Below are 18,347 nucleotides of genomic sequence, written 5' to 3'. Positions count from 1 at the left end.
GATCCTCAGCCCTCGGCATCGATCTCCGGCAGCGTCGCGACCGCGGTGAACACGACGCCGGCGGGCTGGTAATCCAGCTCCACCGTGCCGTCGATCTCGCTGGCCAGCACCCGCTCGATCAGCTTCGATCCGAAGCCCAGGCGCGTCGGCCGAACGACCGGCGGCCCGCCGATCTCCTGCCAGCGGAAATGCAGCGTGCCGGGCTTGCGCCCGTCGGTCACCGTCCATGTCACCGCCACATGGCCGCCGGCGGTCGACAGCGCGCCGTATTTCGCCGCGTTGGTGGCCAGTTCGTGCAGCGCCAGCGCCAGCCCCACCGCGATCCGCGGCGGGATGCGGACGCGCGGCCCCTCGATCCGGAACCGGCTGCCGTCGACCGATCGGAACGGCGCCAGCGCCCGGTCGATCAGGTCGTGGATCGCCGCGCTCTCCCACCGTTCGCTGACCAGCAGGTCGTTGGCCGAATCCATCGACTGGATGCGCGCCGCCAGCGTCTCGCCCGCCTCCTCCAGCGTCGTCGCGTTGCGCAGCGTCTGCGACACGATCGCCTGCAGCGTCGCCAGCATGTTCTTGACCCGGTGGCTCAGCTCGTTCGCCAGCAGCGCCCGGTGCTCCTCGGCCCGCTTGCGGTCGGAGATGTCCTGCGACACCCCGACCAGCAGCAGCGGCGTGCCGTCGGCCCGGTGGAACACCTGGCCACGCACCGACAGCCAGCGCTCCTCCCCCGCCGGCGTGATGATCCGGTACTCGACCTGATACTCGCCGGTTTCCTCCAGCGCCTCGCGCAGCGCCTCGTCCCGGTGCGCGCGGTCGTCGGGGTGTACCGCCGCCTTGATATCGTCATAGGTGAACGGATCGTCCGGCCGCCGGCCGAAATTCTCCTTCGACCCGTCGGTCACGGTCAGCCGCTCGCTCGCCAGGTCCAGGCTCCACGATCCCAGCCGCGCCGCCTGCAACGCGAAGCGCAGCCGGTCCTCCGCCTGCGCCAGGTCGCTGGTCCGCTGGTCGACCTCCGCCTCCAGATGGTCGCGGTCGCGCTGCAATCGGACCAGCCGCTCGCGCTCCAGCGTGACATCGAACTGCGATGCGAAGAAATAGGTGACGTTCCCGTCCTCGTCGAACACCGGCGACACGAGCAGCCGGTTCCAGAACGTCTCGCCGTCCTTGCGATAGTTCAGCAGCTCCAGCTCGATCGGCTGCCGCGCCGCGATCGCCTCGCGCAGCCGCGCGACCTCGCTCCGGTCGGTTTCCGGCCCCTGCAGGAAGCGGCAGTTGCGGCCGATGATCTCGTCGTGGTCGAACCCGGTCAGGCGCGAGAACGCGTCGTTCACGAACACGATCGGGTTGTCGGGCTGGTTGGGATCGGTGATCAGCATCGGCATCCGCGTCGCCCGCACGGCGGCGGAGAAGGGGTCGGTGCCGCGATCCTCCCGCACCAGTTCGTGCTCGATGCGCGAATGCTCTTGCTCGTCTCTCAACCTTCACCTCCGGCCCGAAATCGCGCTGCGTCGCGGGTCGAGCACGAGCCCCTGGTGGCGGGGCGATGCTTCCCTAGCAAAACAAGGCGCTTATTCCATCACGATCTGCTCCGTGGCGGAGTCTGTCCGTCACCGGATCGTGAAGCGCAGCTGATCCACCACCCGCCCGCCGCCGTCCACCAGCCTTAGCCGGTGCACGCCGGGCGCCGGCATCACCTGCGGCCGCGCATCCGCCGGGCCCAGCACGCGATCGTCCAGTACCAGCCGGTGCCCCGCGACGCCGCCCGTCACCGCCACCGCGAACCGCTGCCGGTCGGGCGGGATGTCGGGATCGATCGCATAGACGGTGCCCGCCACCGGGCTCACGATGCGCGGCCGCCGCGCCGCGCCCGGTGCCGCCGCGATCACCGCCTGCCCGGTGCCGCGGAGGAAATATTCGCGCCGCGGCTGCTCGATCCCGTCGGCGAAGGCGATCGTCCGCGCCTCCACCTCCGGCGGGGCGGCCGGCGCATGGCCCGGCGCCCGCGCATGCAGCGCCAGCATCAGGTCGCGCCACACCGGCGCCGCGCCGCTGGTCCCCGACACCGCCCGCATCGGGTCGCCCTCCAGATTGCCGACCCACACCGCCACCGTGAACCGGTCGGAATAGCCAACGCACCAATTGTCGCGCATCGCCTTCGACGTGCCGGTCTTCACCGCCGCCCAGAACGGCAGGCGCAGCGCCGAATCGAGCCCGAACGTCGCCGCCCGCGCATTCGGATCGGCCATCATGTCGCCGACGATCCACGCCGCCGCCGGCGTCGTCACCGCGCGCCCCTCCGCCCGCGGCGCGCGCATCAGCACGCGAAGCGGCGACCAGCGCCCGCCGGTCGCCAGGCTGCGATACGCGTCCGCCTGCTCCAGCAGCGTCACCTCCGCCGATCCCAGCGCCAGCGAGAAGCCGTAATATTGCCCGTCCTCCACCAGCCCGCGATACCCGGTGTCCCACAACCGGTCGCGGAACGGATCGACCCCCACCAGCAGCAGCGTGCGCACCGCCGGCACGTTCAGCGACCCGGCCAGCGCGGTCCGCGCCGACACCGGCCCCTTGAACCCGCGGTCGTAGTTCTGCGGCACGTACAGCCCCGATGCGGTGTCCAGCTGCACCGGCGAATCGTCCAGGATCGACGCCGCGGTCAGGTATCCGCGCTCGATCGCCTGCGCGTACAGGAACGGCTTCAGCGTCGATCCCGCCTGGCGATAGCTGTTCGCCCCGTCCACCGCCGCCGCGGTCGACGCGCCGCCGATCCCGCCGACATAGGCCAGCACGTCGCCGCTCGCATTGTCGACCACCACCGCCGCGCCGTCGCGCGCCCGCGATCCGCCCAGCCCCTGCAACTGCCGCCGGAGCGCCAGGATCGCCAGCCGCTGCACCCCGGCGTCCAGCGTCGTCGCCACCCGCATCCCCGCCCGCGTCAGCAGGCGATCGGACAGGTGCGGCGCCAGTCCCGGGTCCAGCGCCAGGCTGCGCGCCGGCCCCAGCATCGATGCCGCCTGCGCCTCGAACCCGTCGCACGTCACCGCCCCCGCCAGCCGGCACGCCCGCGCCGCCAGCCGCGCCGCACTCGCCTGCGGGTCGGGCAGCAGCGCGGCGAGCAGCACCGCGTCGTCGGCGGTCAACGCCGCCGGCGCCTTGCCGAAATACGCCATCGCCGCCGCGCCGATCCCCTGCGCCTCGCCCCGGAACGGCGCCAGGTTCAGATACGCCTCCAGGATCTGGTCCTTGCTCCACCGCGCCTCCAGCGCCCGCGCCGCGCGCAGCTGGCGCAGCTTGTCGCGCCACCCCCGCGCGCCCGGTCGCGCCAGTTCGGGCGACAGGAACCCCGCCACCTGCATCGTGATCGTGCTGGCGCCGCGCACCGGCTGCCCCGCCAGCCGCCGCCGCAGCGACCCGGCGATCGCCAGCCAGTCCACCCCGCCATGCGTGGCGAAGCGGTGATCCTCCGCCGCCACCACCGTCCGCGGCACCACCGGCGCGATCCGGTCCAGCGGCACCCACGCCAGCCGCCGCGTCGCGAAATCCACCCGCGCGCTGTCGATCAGCACCCCGTGCCGGTCGTACAGCCACGCCTCCGACGGCCGATAACGGCTCCGCGCCTGCGCATAATCCGGCAGCGCCGGCGGCCACGTCGCCCAGGCGAGCGCCGCCATGGCGACGACGAGGACGAGGATCAGCCAGCCAGCATGCCGGGTGAGACGCCATCTTCCCCCACTCCCCTCCCCGGCGAAGGCCGGGGCCCAGTTGGGCGAACCGTCGTTGTCATTCACCGCAGCCATTCCAGCTGGACCCCGGCCTCCGCCGGGGAGGCATGCAAGGGCGAGAGGCGCAGGGCATGTTGGCGCCCCCTCACCGCACCCCCACCACCACCGGCGCATTCGGCACCGCCGCACGGATCGCGGGCGAGTACATCGCCTCAACCCGGCTCGGCGGCAGGCCGAACCGCCCCGCGCCGTTCAGGCGCAGCGTGTACGACACCGTGAACCGCCCGCGCGGCACCCACGCGAAATAGCCCCGCCACGCATCGCGCCCCCGTTCGACATAGGCGGGCTGCACGCCGTCGCCGTTCTCGCCGGATTGCAGCATCGCCGATTGCCCGCCCAGATCGCCGACGATCGTGGCACCGGCCGGGATCGGGTCGCTCACCACCACCCAGTTGCGCTCGGCAGCCGCGTCGACCGCGATCGTCACACGCACCACGTCGCCACGGGTCAGCCGGCCGGGGTTGCGCGCCTGCACCACCGCCACCTGCCGCGTCATCCGGTATCCCGCCGCCAGCGGCCGGGTCAGCGGCACCGCCGCCGATACCGACACGCTCGCCCACGGCCCCGCCCCGCCCGCCTGCGCCAGCCGGAGCGGCGCCGGCGCGGCGGCCAGCGGGAACGACACCGTCCGCGCCGCCGCCGCCAGCGGCCAGCCGCGGGCCACGGTCCGCGTGCCGTATGCCAGCGTCGTCGTGCCCGCCACCGCCCCGGCCGGGTACAGCGCCGCGAACCGCCGCGCCGCCACCACGCCCCAGGCATTCGCCGTCGTCGTGTCCCAGTGCCCGCGCGTCTGGCGCAGCGCGGTGCCCGCCATCATCCGCGGCCCGTCCTCCTGCCAGCCGGGCCGGCCCAGCGTCGCCAGCACCGCCTTGATCGCCGCTTCGTCGCCCGACGACATCAGCCACCACGATGCCGACGACTGGTCGGTCAGGTCCAGCCGCGTGCCCTCGTACGCCAGCCGGCTGCGCAGCACCCGCTCGCCCTCCGCGCGCAGGGCCGCACCGTTGGCCAGCCCGGGTATCCGGTCCAGCGCCGCCAGGTAATCGGCCAGCGTCGCGGTCGGCATGTCGGCCATCGGCAGGCCGATCTGCCCCAGCATCGCCGGGGTCGCCGCCCCCGCCCGCGCCAGCGCCGCCAGCGCGGCGACGCGTTGCAGGCGGACGTCGCCATAATCCTCGCGCCGCAACCGCCCGTCGAGCACCGCCTTCATCGCCTCGACCATCCGCGTCCGTGCCGCCTCGGGCACCGCCAGCCCCGCCTCGCCCGTGATCGACAGGACGTACGCGGTCAGCGCCTCCGACCCCGTCATCGTGTCGCCGGGGAAATAGCGGAGCAGCCCGTCGGGCGCCTGATAGGTCGGGATCTCGCCCGCCAGCCGTGCCCAGCCCGCCGCATCGCCCAGCACCACGATCCGCGACAGCCGCTGCTCGAAACAGTCATAGGGATAGCGGCTCATATAATCGCGCACCCCCGCCAGCGGCGGCGCCAGCGTATCGGCCAGCCGCACGTCGACGCTGCCCCGTCCCGGCAGCGCCCCCGCCGGTGCCGCGATCGGGATCGTCGATCCCGCGCCGACTCTTGCCCCCTCGCCTACCCTCAGGAGCGTCGCCGCCCACACCTCGACCGGCACCGCCGGCACCACGTCCTGCGTCACCGTCACCTGGTCCGCCGCCCGCCCGTCGGCGGTCCGCGCCCGCACCTGCCAGCGGAGCGTGTCGACCCCCTCGGGCGCGGTCAGGTTCCACGCCAGCGGCGCCGCGCCGCCCGCCGGGATCGTCACCGTCAGCGGCTTGCCCGTGGCGACGCGCGGGAACACGTCGACCTCGGCGGTCACCGTCATCGCGCTCGCGGAACCATTGCGCAGGGTGAAGCCGGCGGCATAGAAATCCCCCGTCCGCACCAGCGGCGGCAGCCCGGCATAGATCGACAGGTCCTGCGCGGTGCGCACGTCGGTGCTGCCCGTCCCGAACAGCTGCGCCCCTTGCGTCGCCACCGCCACCAGCCGGAACGACGACAGCGCGTCGGACAGCGGCACCGCCACCCGTGCCCGCCCCTGCGCATCCAGCGCCACCCGGCCCCGCCACAGCAGCACCGGCTGGAAATTCTCGCGGTTCAGCCCCGATGCGTCGCCGCCGCCACCACCGCCGGCCTCCACCGCCTTGCGCCCGTAATGCCGCTTGCCGACGACCTGCATCTGCGCCGTCGCGGTCAGTACCGACAGCGGCCGCTCGCCCATCTCAGCGGTCAGCACGTCCCAGCTGCCGTTGGGCGCCAGTTGCAGCAGCGCCTGATCCACCGCGACGAAGGCGACGTCGGCGGTTCGTGCCGGCCGGCCCTGCGGGTCGCGGACCTGCACCGTCACCTGCGCGGTATCGCGCGGGGCATAGCGTTCGCGGTCGGCTCTTACGCCCACCTGCAACCGGTGCGATTCCCACCCCACCTTCACCTTGGCGATGCCCATTCGGTATGCCGGCTTGGCCAGGTCGACCAGCGCGGTCGGCTCGGGCGCGTCGTCGGGCGTGTCGCTCAGCCCCAATGTCCGTGCGATGCGGTGCAGCCAGCTCCAGAACCCGCTCGTCGTCCGTCCGCGCACCACCATCACCGACACGAACACGTCCGGGGCATAGGCGCCGTCCATCGGCACCGACACCACCGGATCGCTGCCCGACAGCTGCGTGACGAAGCTTGACAGCACGCCCTCGCGCTCCACCGTCACCAGCGCGGTCGCCTCGCGGAACGGCATCCGCACCTGGAACCGCGCGGTCTCGCCGGCGGCGTAGGATTGCTTCTCGGGCACCACGTCCATCCGGTCGCCATTGTCGCCGCCGAACCACCAGTCGTCGTTGCCGGCCAGCCACACGCTGCGCACCGCCCGCGCGACGTGTCCCTCGGCGTCCTGGGTGGTGGCGACGGCGTACACCTCGCCCGATACGCCGGGATCGACTTGGCACTGCGCCAGCCCCTGCGCATCGGTCGTCGCCGTGCAGCCGGCGTCGATCCGCGTCGTCCGCATCTGGTTGTCGTACGCGTAGAACCCGCCGATCAGCCGCCGCCTCGCGGTCAGCACCTGCCGGCTGTACAGCGCGACCGAAATCTTCTGCCCCCTGATCGGCTTGCCCGCCGTGTCCAGCGCCACGAAGCGCAGCCGCAGGTCGTCCTGCTTCATCAGCCAGCCGTCGGTCTTCACGCCCAGCTGCACGCCCGACGCGAAGATCGGGATCGTCCGCGACGCGGTCAGCACCTCGCCGTTCGCGTCGCGATAATCCATCTCGACCTGCATGTCGGCGCTGCCGTCCAGCCCCTGCGGCACCGCGACCGTCTGCCGCGCGGTGCCATCCCCGCCCAGCGTCGCGGGCAGCGTCTGCGTCGGCGGCAGCTCGGTCCGTTCCTCCTCGCCGTCGCCGTCCAGCGGGCGCACACCCTCGCTGACGGCGCGCCCGCCGAAGCTGTATCCGTCATACCCCTCCGGCGTCGCCGAATGCGCGAACCAGCCGACGCGCAGGTCGACCGGCAGGTTCGACGCGCCCCCGCCCGACAGATATCCCACGAACAGGTCCAGCGGCACGCTGGCCGGCCGCACCGCCGCGCCCTTCGGCCCGGTCACCGTGGCGCGCATCGTCGGCAGCACATATTCGTCGACGCGGAACGACTGGCTTGTCTCGATCGAGCGGTCCCCGGCCACGATCGACAGGTCGTAATCGCCCATCGGCGCACCCTTGGGCGCGGTCCACGCCGTCTCGCCGATGCCGTTCGCGTCGATCCTGAGCGGCAGCTCGAACTGCGTGTCCGATCCCCGGTGCGTCAGCTTCAGCGTGCCCGTCACCCCCGGCGACAGCGCGAAGCCGGCGGCGGTCGGGCGGCGCAGGATGTGCTTCATGTGGATCGTCTCGCCCTGGCGGACCAGTGCGCGGTCGAACACGGTGTGCACCGTTTCCCCCCGCGCGGCATAGCCGTACGGCAGGTCGAAATCGTACGGCCGGATCCCCTCGCCCCAGTCGGTCAGGGTGAAGCTGAAATCGTCGCCGCGCCGTGCCGACACCATCAGGGCATGCGGCCCGGTCGCATCGGTGCAGCTGGCATAGGTCTCGGGCTGCGGCAGGCCCGCCGGCACGAACAGCCCGCCGGTCCGGTCGGTCACGCCGCGCGCCAGCAGCTTGCCGGTGCAGCTGTCGGTCACCCGCACCTCGGCATTGGCGGCGGGCTTGCCGTCGGACAGCTGCGTCACCCACGCCAGGCTCCGCTCGCGCCCCCATTTGAAATGTACCGCCATGTCGGTGACCAGCGCCGCGCTGGCGACATAGCGCGGCACGTTCCGCCCCAGCAGCGCGCGGCCCAGCACCGGGCTCGCCAGCTCGACGACGTAGAATCCGGGCTTGCCCAGCGGGATGCCCACCACCTCGAAATCGCGGCCCTTGCCCGGCAGCGCGACCGTCATTCCCTCGCCCGTGCCGGGCTTCAGGATCGGCGTCTCGCCGGTGTGATTGATCCTGACCGTCTCGCCGTTCCGCTCGATCTCCTCGATCCGCGTGTCGTCGGCATCGTCGACGGTGCGCAGCCACCGCGCCACCTCGCCGTCCGATCCGTCGACGCGGATGCGCTGCCCCTGCACGCCCAGTCGCCGCCCCTGCAGCGCCGGCTCCACGCCCCGCACCGTCACCGGCAGCACGCCGCCCTGCTTTGCTTCCAGGATGCCGAAGCCGGCGGCGAACTTCACCAGCGGCGGCGCCGCGTCGAACCGGATGTCGAGCGGAAACCGCGCCGCATTGGCCAGCGCGCGCCCGCTTTCGTCGCGGATGCCGGCGGGCAGCACCAGCCGCGCATCGACCCCCGCCGGCAGCGGGGTGGCGAACGACACGTCGGACACCGTCGCCCGCCGCCTTTCGTCGTCGCCGAACACCGGCGCGATCTGCCGCCCGTCCGCCGTCACGATCCGCACCGCCGCCGCCTGGCTCATCGGCACCGCCGCGGCGAAGCGGACATACGCCTTCTCGACCGGACTGCACCCCGCCTGCGGGTTGACCCGCGAGCATTCGAACCGCGCCGTGAACGGCTGGCGCACCGTATAGTCGAACCGCTGGTCCGCCCCCGCCAGCCGGCCGCCCGCGCCCGCGATTCCCGCACTCCACACCAGCGCCACGTCGCGCCCCGGCGGCAGCGGGCGGCGGCATTTCAGCGCCGTCACGCTCCCCAGCATCCGCGCCCGCGCCGCCGCATCCGCCGGCACCGTCGTCGGCAGGCCCGCGCGGTCGAGGAAGCTCTGCACCTCCCACCGGTCCGTGCCCAGCCGCCCCAGCAGCCTGGCCGGCAGCGCCGCCGGCAGCACGTCGACCGCAATCCGCTCGCCGATTCCGTCCACCGCGCAATAGGCGTTCGCCGCCACCGAACCCCGCATCGCCGCCATGTTCGATGCGACCAGGAACACCTGGTCCTCCTCGATGTCGCCGCTACCCGGCAGCACCGCGCGTGCCACCGGCCCGCCGGCATCGACGCGGAACGTCTGTTGCCCGGCCAGCGCATAGCCGGCGACGCTCTTCAATCCCTCGCGCGTCCGCATCGTGCACGCGGTCCCCCCCGGCAGCGGCGTCGCGAACTCCCAGACGTACGTCTGCTGGTCGACCCAGCGCCCCTCGCCACCGACCGCGCAGTCGACCGCCAGCGGCCCGGTTGCGCGCGGATCGCCCAGCGCGACCATCGGCTGGCTGAACCGGATCGTGAACCGCTCGATCGCGCCCCCACCCGCACCCGGCGTCGCCAGCACCACCTGCGGGCTGCTGTCGCCCGACGCCGCGAGCGGTGCGATGGCCAGCGCCATCAGTGCGAGCCGAACCGTGAACCTCATCCGCCATCCCCGCCGATCGCACCCACGCTACCCGACCCGCCGGACAAGTCCAGCGCCCCGCCTCAGGCCGGCAACAGCCCCGTGCGCCGGGCATAGGCGGCCAGCAACTGCGGCCACGCCGCCGCCGGCGTTCCCTTGGGCAGGCGCACGCCGAACCCGTGCCCGCCCTTGTCGAAACAGTGCAGCTCGCCCTCGCGCCCCGCCGCCACCATCGCGCCGTACAGCGCCAGGCTGTTGGCGACCGGCACCAGATCGTCGTCGCTGGCATGCGCCAGGAAGATCGGCGGCGTCGCCGCGGTCACCCGCGTCTCGACCGAGAAGGCGCGCCGCTCCGCCTTGCTCTGTGCCGGGCCCAGCAGGTTGTCGCGGCTGCCGCCATGCGTGAACGCCGCCGCGAAGCTCACCACCGGATACACCAGCGCCGCCAGGTCGGGCCGCGCCGACACCCGGTCGACCGCGTCGACCGGCGCATAGACCCGCTCGTCCGCCCGCGTCGCCAAACTGCCGGCGAGGTGCCCGCCCGCGGAAAAGCCCAGCACCCCGATCCGCCGCGGGTCGACGCCGTACTGCGCCGCCCGCGCCCGGATCAGCCGCAGCCCGCGCTGCGCATCGGCCAGCGGCGCCGTCGCCCGCGGCGTCCAGCCCTCGCCCGGCAGGCGATAGCTGAGGATGAAGCACGTCACCCCCAGCGCGGTCAGCCACCGCGCCTGCTCCTCGCCCTCATTGTCCCACGCCAGGAAGCCATAGCCGCCACCCGGCACCAGCATCACCGCCGCCCCGTTCGGGCTGGCCGCCCGCCTGACCGTCAGGGTCGGCCGGTCGATCCCGGTCAGCCAGCGATCGTCGAAGCCCGCCTGCTTCGACCGCTGCTCGGTCTTCGGCACCGGCAGCGTCGCCGGCGCCCCTGGCGCCCGTCCCGGCCACAGGGCGATCGTCTCGCCCGCCGCCGCCGGCACGGGCGCCTGCGCCGCCAGCGGCACCGCCGCACTCGCCGCCAGCCCGCCCAGCACCGCCCGCCGATCGATCGTCAACCCCGCCATCGCGCATTCCTCTGCTCTCGTTCGCGCCCGGCATACTCCACCCATGGGCCCGATCGCCACCCACCCCGCCGATCCTCCGCGTTCCTGCGACCGCAGGAGCCCAGGGCCAATGCCCCTGCCGGTACGACCGCCTCCATCCGGACCGGCCTCGCCTCGCCCGATCGCCGTCAGGGGCACGGCGTTGCCCCGAACCGGTCCCGATCCGCGACCGACAGCCCCTTGCGCGCCAGCTATCGCTGCGACTAGCGAGGATCATGACCAAGGCACCGCGCAAGCCGCGCACCGCGCATGGGCGCCAGGGCGGCGCCCCGACCATCGCCGACGTGGCGAAACTCGCCGGTGTCTCGACCATGACCGTGTCGCGCGTCATCAACGCCGAGAGCAACGTGCGCGACGCCACGCGCGAGACGGTCAACGCCGCCATCGCCCAGCTCAACTATGCGCCCAACCGCGCCGCGCGCAGCCTGGCCGGCGCCTCGCAGATCCGCCTCGCGCTCCTCTATTCCAATCCCAGCGCCGCCTATCTCAGCGAGTTCCTGGTCGGCAGCCTCGATCAGGCCGGCCGGTCCGACATCCAGCTCGTCGTCCAGAAATGCGAGGTCGGGGACGAGGCGCGGACGGTCGCCGAGCGGCTGGTCGGCAGCGGCATCGACGGGATCATCCTGCCGCCGCCGCTCTGCGACGCCCGCGCGGTGCTCGACGTGCTGATCGACGCGCGCATCCCCACCGTCGTCGTCGCCACCGGCTGTCCCCCGCCGGAGGCCGCCGCCATCTCGATCGACGATCGCGCCGCCGCGCAGGAGATGACGCGACACCTGATCGAACTCGGCCATGCCCGGATCGGCTTCATCACCGGCAACCCGAACCTGACCGCCAGCGACGAGCGGCTGGAGGGCTACCGCGCCGCCCTCGCCGATGCCGGCCTGCCTTTCGACGAGCGGCTGGTCGCCGCCGGCCTCTTTACCTATCGCTCGGGCCTCGACGCCGCCGACGAGCTGCTCGACCGCGACGATCCCCCCTCCGCCATCTTCGCCAGCAACGACGACATGGCCGCCGCCGTCGTCGCCGTCGCCCATCGCCGCGGGCTGGACGTGCCGGGCGACCTGACGGTCTGCGGCTTCGACGACAGCGCCATCGCGACGACGATCTGGCCGGAACTGACCACCATCCACCAGCCGATCGCCGACATGTCGCGTGCCTCGGTCGAGCTGCTCACCACCATGCTGCGCGCCAGGCGCACCGGCGATGCCGACATCCGCCACCTGACCCTCGACTACACCCTGATCCGCCGCCAGTCAGACGCCGCCCCCCGCCGCCGCCCCCCCGTCCGCCCGCGCTGACGACGGACGGACGGCGAACCCGTCGCGGTTTGACGGACCCCGATGACCGGGAAAGATCCTCCCGGCCCTTCCCCATCGCGCGATCGCTCCAGAACCCCTGTCCCGCCCCGGCGAAAGCCGGGGCCCAGCTGGAACATCCCTCGCAACTCGGTCGCGGCCGTCACCCTACTGGACCCCGGCCTACGCCGGGGTGGAAGATTTGCGGTGTCTCCGCCGGGCAAGATCCTCCCATCCAGCCCTGCTTTAAAGGAAGATCCTCGCCCCATCCCGACCACCCCGGCGAAGGCCGGGGCCCAGCTGGAACGTCCCCCGCAACTCGATCGCGGCCATCACCATCCTGGTCGCCAGCCTCCGCCGGGCGGCAGGAAGAGTTGCAATGAGTCCGCCGGGCAAGATCCTCCCAGCCAGCCCTGCTCCAAAAGAAGATCCTCGCCCAATCTCGACCACCCCGGCGAAGGCCGGGGCCCAGTTGGAACGTCCCCCGCAACTCGGTCGCTGCCGTCGGCCAACCGGACGTCGGCCTCCACCCCGCGACGATCCGCCGGTGAAGGACACAGCACCCAATCACAACGATCCTCGCCGCGAAAGCATCCCCGCAACACCCCCTCCGCCACTGCCCGCCGAAGCACCGCAACCCTCGTCACCACACCGGACAAATCCCCGCCCACCCCGTCACGCAGCGTTGTGTTAGCGATACCTTCTGTGCATAACCCGCTCCGAAGACAGGCGGGACGACCCGCCCGGCCGGCGACATGGGGAGAGGCACGATACCGGCACAATGCCCCTCGGGACGATCGACGCTGCTGGCGGCGATGCTCTGCTGCGCCGCGCCGCTCGCCGCCCGCGACGCCGCCCCAGTCTCCGTCCCAGTCTCCGCCCCCGTCCCAGCCGCTACCGCGCCCGCGCCGACCTTCCCCTACCGCTGGACCAACGTCACCGTCGGCGCCGGCGGCTATGCGCCGAACATCGTCTTCAGCCCGGCGGAGCGCGGGCTCGCCTGGCTGCGCACCGACATGGGTGGCGCCTATCGCTTCGATGCCCGCCTCGACCGCTGGATCCCGCTGCAGGACGACAATGCAGAGCCCAGCTATATGGGTATCGAGAGCATCGCCCCCGATCCCCGCGACCCCGACATCGTCTACATGGCCGCCGGCATGGCCGCACGCCTGCCCGCCGCGATCCTGCGCTCCGCCGATCGCGGGGTGCACTGGCGGATCACCCCTGTCCCGTTCGCGATGGGCGGCAACGAGGCCGGGCGCGGGCTGGGCGAGCGGCTGGCGATCGACCCCCATCGCCCCACGACGCTGATGTTCGGCTCGCGCCACGACGGGCTGTGGCGCAGCGACGACAGCGGCGCGACCTGGGCGAAGGTCGCCGGCTTCCCCGTCGCCGGGCTCGGCCGCCCCGCGCCGCGCACCAGCCATGGCGGCGTCTCGTTCGTCCTTTTCGATCCCGCCGGCGGCACCGCGACCACCGGCTCCCGCCGCATCTGGGCGGGGGTCGCCGATCCCGGCGCGCACCATCTCTACCGCTCCGACGATGCCGGGCGCAGCTGGGCGCCCGTCGCCGGTCCACCGGCGCATCTGCTCGCGGCGAAGGGCGCGATCGCCGCCGATGGCACCGTCTATGTCGGCTATGCCAGCGGCATCGGCCCCAGCGATGCGCGCACCGGTGCGGTCTGGCGCTTCGACGCGGCGGGCGCGCGCGACGTCACGCCGCCCGATTACGTCGCGACCGGCAGCGTCGGCGGCTTCCTCGGCGTCGCGCTCGCCCGCTCCGCTCCCGGCACCGTCGCGGTATCGACGATCGACCGCTACGGCATCGGCGACACGCTCTGGCTCTCGCGCGATCGCGGCGCGCACTGGACCGATATCGGCGCACGCAGCCGCCGCGACGTGTCCGCCACCCCTTTCCTCCTGCATGAGGGCAAGGGCGCCGATTTCGGCCACTGGATCTCCGGCCTCGCCATCGATCCGTTCGACGCGCGCCGCATCGCCTATACCACCGGCGCCACCGTCTATGCGACGACCGGGCTGGACCGCACGGGCACGATCGACTGGTCGCCATGGGTCGCGGGGATCGAGCAGACCGCGGTCATCACGCTGATCTCGCCGACCGGCGGCGCGCCCCTCGTCTCCGGCTTCGGCGATCTGGCGGGCTTCGTCCACGACCGGCTCGATCGCTCCCCCGCGCCCAGCTTCACCGATCCGTATCTGTCGAACACCAACACGCTCGATTATGCCGGCCGCGCGCCGCAGGTGCTGGTGCGCAGCGGCAGCCTCTACGCCGATCGCCCGCGCGACGCGTCGCTCGGCTGGTCCGCCGACGGCGGCCGCACCTGGCGCCCGCTCATGGTCCCGGCGATGGGCGATCCGGCGCGGCGGGAGGATCTGGTCGGAGAGGCGGCGATCACCGTCTCCGCCGATGGCGCCACCTTCGTCGTCGCCACGCCGCAACCGCGGGTGACCCATGATCGCGGACGCACCTGGCAACAGCCGCGCGGCCTGCCCGGTGCCACCCGCGCCGTCGCAGACAAGGTCGACCCCGCCCGCTTCTACGCGGTCGACACGGCAGCGAACCGCCTGCTGGTGTCGACCGACGCCGCGCGCAGCTTCGCGCCCGTGGCGTCCACCGGCCTGCCCGCCGATCTCTCCGCCGCCCGCACCACCAATCGGGAGGCTCAGGCGACATTGGTCGCCGCGCCGGGTGCGATCGGGAAGTTGTGGCTGCGCGTCGGCCCCGCCCTTTTCCGCAGCACCGACGCCGGTCGTACTTTCTTGACGGTCAACGGACAGTTGACGGTCGACCTGTTCGGGATCGGCAAGGACGACATGATCTTCGCGGTGGGTACGCTGGGCGGCGTCCGCGGCATCTACCGCTCGACCGATCTCGGCAGGAAATGGTTCAGGATCAACGACGAAGCGCACCAATGGGGGCTGCGCTTCCGCGTCATCGCGAGCGATCCGCGGGTTGCGGGCCGCGTCTATCTCGGCACCGACGGCCGCGGCCTCTTCTACGGCGATCCAATCGGGGAAAAACGATGAAAAAACAGCTGTTCGCGCTCCTGCTGGCCACCCTGCCCGCCATCGGCGTCGCGCAAATTCCTCGTCTGGAACAACATGATGGCCGCCATTCCTTGATCGTCGACGGAGCTCCGTTCACGATCCTCGGCGCGCAGGTCAACAACAGCTCCAACTACGCCGACCCGCTGTCCACCGCCTGGCCGCTGCTCGACCGCATCCACGCGAATACCGTAGAGGTTCCAATCGCTTGGCAGCAGGTCGAGCCGGTCGAGGGTCGCTTCGACCTGTCGTTCCTCCAGACCCTCCTCGATCAGGCCCGCACCCACGACAAACGCGTCGTCCTCCTCTGGTTCGGCACCTGGAAGAACACCTCCTATTCCTATGCGCCGGACTGGGTAAAGCTCGATAACCGTCGGTTTCCACGCATGAAAACCCGCGATGGCAAGGACCACGGCGTGCTCAGCGCCCATGGTGCGGAGACCATGAAGGCGGATGCGCGCGCGTTCGTGAAGGTCATGGAATATCTCCGCGACCACGATCCCCAGCACACCGTCATCATGGTCCAGCCGGAGAACGAAACCGGCAGCTACCGCAACCCGCGCGACTATTCCGCGACCGGCAACGCGCTGTTCGCCAAGGAAATTCCGGCCAGGCTCGCAAAGGCGACCGGCAAGCGCGGTACCTGGGCCCAGGCCTTTGGCGCGCAGGCCGACCGTGCCTTCAACACCTGGTACGTCGCCTCCTACGTCGATGCCATCGCCGCCGCAGGAAAGCGCGCCAAGTCCTTGCCGATGTACGTGAATGCCTCGTTGGCCGGACCTTCGAACGTTCCCGATCCCGACGGCGTCGCCAGCGGTGGACCGCAGCAGGACGTGCTCGACATCTGGAAGGCCGCCGCCCCCAACATCGATTTCGCCGCCCCCGACATCTACGATCGCAAAAGCGCCAACGTCATACAATATCTCGACAAATACTCGCGCCCCGACAATGCGCTGATGGTGCCGGAGATCGGCAACGCGCGCGAATTCCACCGCTTCTTCTACGCCGCCCTCGGCCGCGGCGCGATCGGCTACGCGCCGTTCGGGATCGATGGCACCGGCTACTCGAACTATCCCCTCGGCGCCCGCGATCTCGACCCCGCCACGCTCGACGCCCTCGCCCTTCCCTATGCCGCAGTCGGGTCGATCATGCGCGACTGGTCCCGCATCGCTGCCCGGAACGCCACCTGGGGTGCCGCCAAACCCGATGATAACGCGGCACAATCCACCGTCCTCGGCAAATGGAAGCTGACCGCTTCGTGGGGAGAGTGGCAGTTCGGCATGAAGGACTGGTCGTGGCTAAAGTCCGATCCCGCTCCCTGGGGCAAGGAGCCGGTCGGCGGCGTCGCGGTGGCGCAGATGGGGCCGGACGAGTTCCTCGTCGTCGGCGACCATGTCCGCCTCACCATCGGCGCTGTCGACGGAGCAACCAACACCGTGATGCTCTCGGTCGAAGAGGGCGGCGTCAAGGACGGCCGCTGGGTCGCCACCCGCGTCTGGAACGGCGACCAGACCGATTACGGCATCAACCTGGTCGATCGCCCGCAGGTGCTGAAGATCACGATGGGTCGCTATCGCTGATCGCCGCGAAGCAGGGAAAGTGAACGACATGCGACACATTGCGGTCACCGCATCGCTGCTGCCGATCACAAGGCTATGGGAACACGGCGCATGACCCCGGCCGCGTGGCGACGGCGCGAGGTACTGGCCGGGTTCGCCGCCCTGCCCGCCGTCGCACGCGCGGGGGTGACGGCGGCGGGGCCGGTACAGGCCAACTGGGCCTCGCTCGTCCGGCATTATCGCTATCCGGACTGGTTCCGCGATGCCAAGTTCGGCATCTGGTCGCACTGGGGCCCTCAGTCCGTGCCGGAACAGGGCGACTGGTATGGCCGGCTGCTCTACATGCAGGGGCATCCGATGTACCGCCACCATCTGGCGACGTACGGCCATCCCGCCGACACCGGCATGATGGACATCCTGCCGCGATGGACCGCGAACCGGTGGGAGCCGGAGGCGCTGATGCGCCGCTTCGTGAAGGCCGGTGCGAAGTATTTCGTCTCGCTCGCCTGCCACCACGACAATCTCGACTGCTACGACAGCGCACATCATCCGTGGAACGCGACGCGGGTCGGGCCCCGGCGCGACGTGGTGGGAATCTGGGCGAAGACCGCGCGGGATGCGGGGCTGCGGTTCGGTGTCTCCAACCATGCCAGCCATGCGTGGCACTGGTACCAGCCGGCCTATGCCTATGATCCCGAAGGGCCGCGTCGAGGCGAGCGGTACGACGCGCACGGGCTGACCAAGGCCGATGGCCGCGGTCGCTGGTGGGAGGGGCTGGATCCTCAGACGCTATACACCGGCCGTCACATGGTCGCGCCAGACGGCATCGACAGCGTCGCCGCGATGGACGCGTGGCACGACCGGAACGACGGCCAATGGATCGAGACGGCACCACCCGGCGATGCGCGCTACGCGCGGCAGTGGCTGCTGCGGCAAACCGACCTGTTGGCAAAATACCGCCCCGACTTCTGCTACATGGACAATTACGAACTGCCCTTCGGCCCGATCGGACTGGCGGCGGCGGCGGATTACTACAACCGGTCGATCGACTGGCACGGCGGCATCGACGTGGTGCTGACCGCCAAGCAGTTGAAGCCGCACGCCCGTTTCGGTCTGGTCCAGGATGTCGAGCGCGGCTTTTCCGACCGGCTGTGGGAGGAGCCGTGGCAGACCGACACCTGCATCGGCGACTGGTTCTACAACCGCGCTCGCTTCACCGATCGCAGCTATAAATCGGCCGAGGATGTGCTGCAACGACTGGCCGACGTGGTGTCGAAGAACGGCAACCTGCTGCTGTCGATCCCCCAGCGCGGCGATGGCAGCATCGATGCCGCGGAGGAGCGGATCCTTGACGATCTGGCACGCTGGATGGCGGTGAACGGCCAGGCGATCTTCGGCTCACGTCCGTGGCATGTCTATGGCGAGGGACCGACGAAACTGGCGGCCGGCATGCAGAACGAGGGCGCCTTCACCGGCTTCACCCTGCAGGACGTGCGCTTCACCACCAACGGCGAAACCCTCTACCTGTTCTTCCTGAAGCCGCCGCGCGGCACCGTGCGGATCGCCGCGCTGGGCCGCCAGCTGAAAGGACGGATTGATCGCATCGCCCGGCTGGGCGGCGCCACCACGACGTTCCGCCAGTCGGCCGATGCCCTGGAACTCGATGTCGGTCAGGTCTCCGGCATCGTCCCGGTGTACCGCATCGACGGCCGCGGGCTGACCGCCTGA

General features: G+C 71.5%; 8 protein-coding genes. 4 read left to right on the top strand and 4 right to left on the bottom strand.

Features of this window, described 5'->3' with window-relative positions; all coding sequences use genetic code 11:
* Nucleotides 1–5 precede the first annotated feature (5 nt).
* From ABC319_RS17765 to ABC319_RS17750, 4 genes are all read right to left on the bottom strand, one after another.
* Complete coding sequence (locus tag ABC319_RS17765; protein WP_413071493.1) at nucleotides 6–1,478, bottom strand: PAS domain-containing protein; 1,473 nt, start codon at nucleotides 1,476–1,478, stop codon at nucleotides 6–8.
* Between the two features lie 129 nt (nucleotides 1,479–1,607).
* Entirely contained in the window at nucleotides 1,608–3,668 is a 2,061-nt protein-coding gene (gene pbpC, locus ABC319_RS17760; protein ID WP_413071749.1) for a penicillin-binding protein 1C, read from the bottom strand.
* A gap of 196 nt (nucleotides 3,669–3,864) precedes the next feature.
* Nucleotides 3,865–9,618, bottom strand: a complete 5,754-nt coding sequence (locus ABC319_RS17755) for an alpha-2-macroglobulin family protein (protein WP_413071492.1) — start codon at nucleotides 9,616–9,618, stop codon at nucleotides 3,865–3,867.
* A 62-nt stretch (nucleotides 9,619–9,680) separates the two neighbouring features.
* Complete coding sequence (locus ABC319_RS17750; protein WP_413071491.1) at nucleotides 9,681–10,658, bottom strand: alpha/beta hydrolase; 978 nt, start codon at nucleotides 10,656–10,658, stop codon at nucleotides 9,681–9,683.
* A 254-nt stretch (nucleotides 10,659–10,912) separates the two neighbouring features.
* On the opposite strand from ABC319_RS17750, the gene ABC319_RS17745 reads away from it, so the two are divergent.
* The 4 genes from ABC319_RS17745 to ABC319_RS17730 all read left to right on the top strand — a co-directional run bounded on the left by ABC319_RS17745 (nucleotide 10,913) and on the right by ABC319_RS17730 (nucleotide 18,347).
* The gene (locus ABC319_RS17745) at nucleotides 10,913–11,998 is read left to right on the top strand and encodes a LacI family DNA-binding transcriptional regulator (protein ID WP_413071490.1); all 1,086 of its coding nucleotides are present in this window, start codon (nucleotides 10,913–10,915) and stop codon (nucleotides 11,996–11,998) included.
* Nucleotides 11,999–12,750: 752 nt separating this feature from the next.
* Nucleotides 12,751–15,042: a WD40/YVTN/BNR-like repeat-containing protein gene (locus ABC319_RS17740; RefSeq protein WP_413071489.1), complete on the top strand. Its 2,292-nt coding sequence runs from the start codon at nucleotides 12,751–12,753 to the stop codon at nucleotides 15,040–15,042.
* On the top strand, nucleotides 15,039–16,640 hold the full coding sequence (locus tag ABC319_RS17735; RefSeq protein WP_413071488.1) for a DUF5597 domain-containing protein: 1,602 nt from the start codon (nucleotides 15,039–15,041) through the stop codon (nucleotides 16,638–16,640). Before ABC319_RS17740 ends, ABC319_RS17735 begins: the two co-directional genes overlap by 4 nt.
* Before the next feature lie 90 nt (nucleotides 16,641–16,730).
* Nucleotides 16,731–18,347 carry an alpha-L-fucosidase gene (locus ABC319_RS17730; protein ID WP_413071487.1) on the top strand — a complete coding sequence of 539 codons (1,617 nt, stop codon included), beginning with the start codon at nucleotides 16,731–16,733 and terminating at the stop codon, nucleotides 18,345–18,347.

It is taken from the genome of Sphingomonas phoenicis, from assembly GCF_047238005.1.
Taxonomy (GTDB): Bacteria; Pseudomonadota; Alphaproteobacteria; order Sphingomonadales; family Sphingomonadaceae; genus Sphingomonas.
The sequence above is the reverse complement of the archived record's forward strand: the minus strand, read 5'-3'. Positions and strand labels throughout refer to the sequence as shown.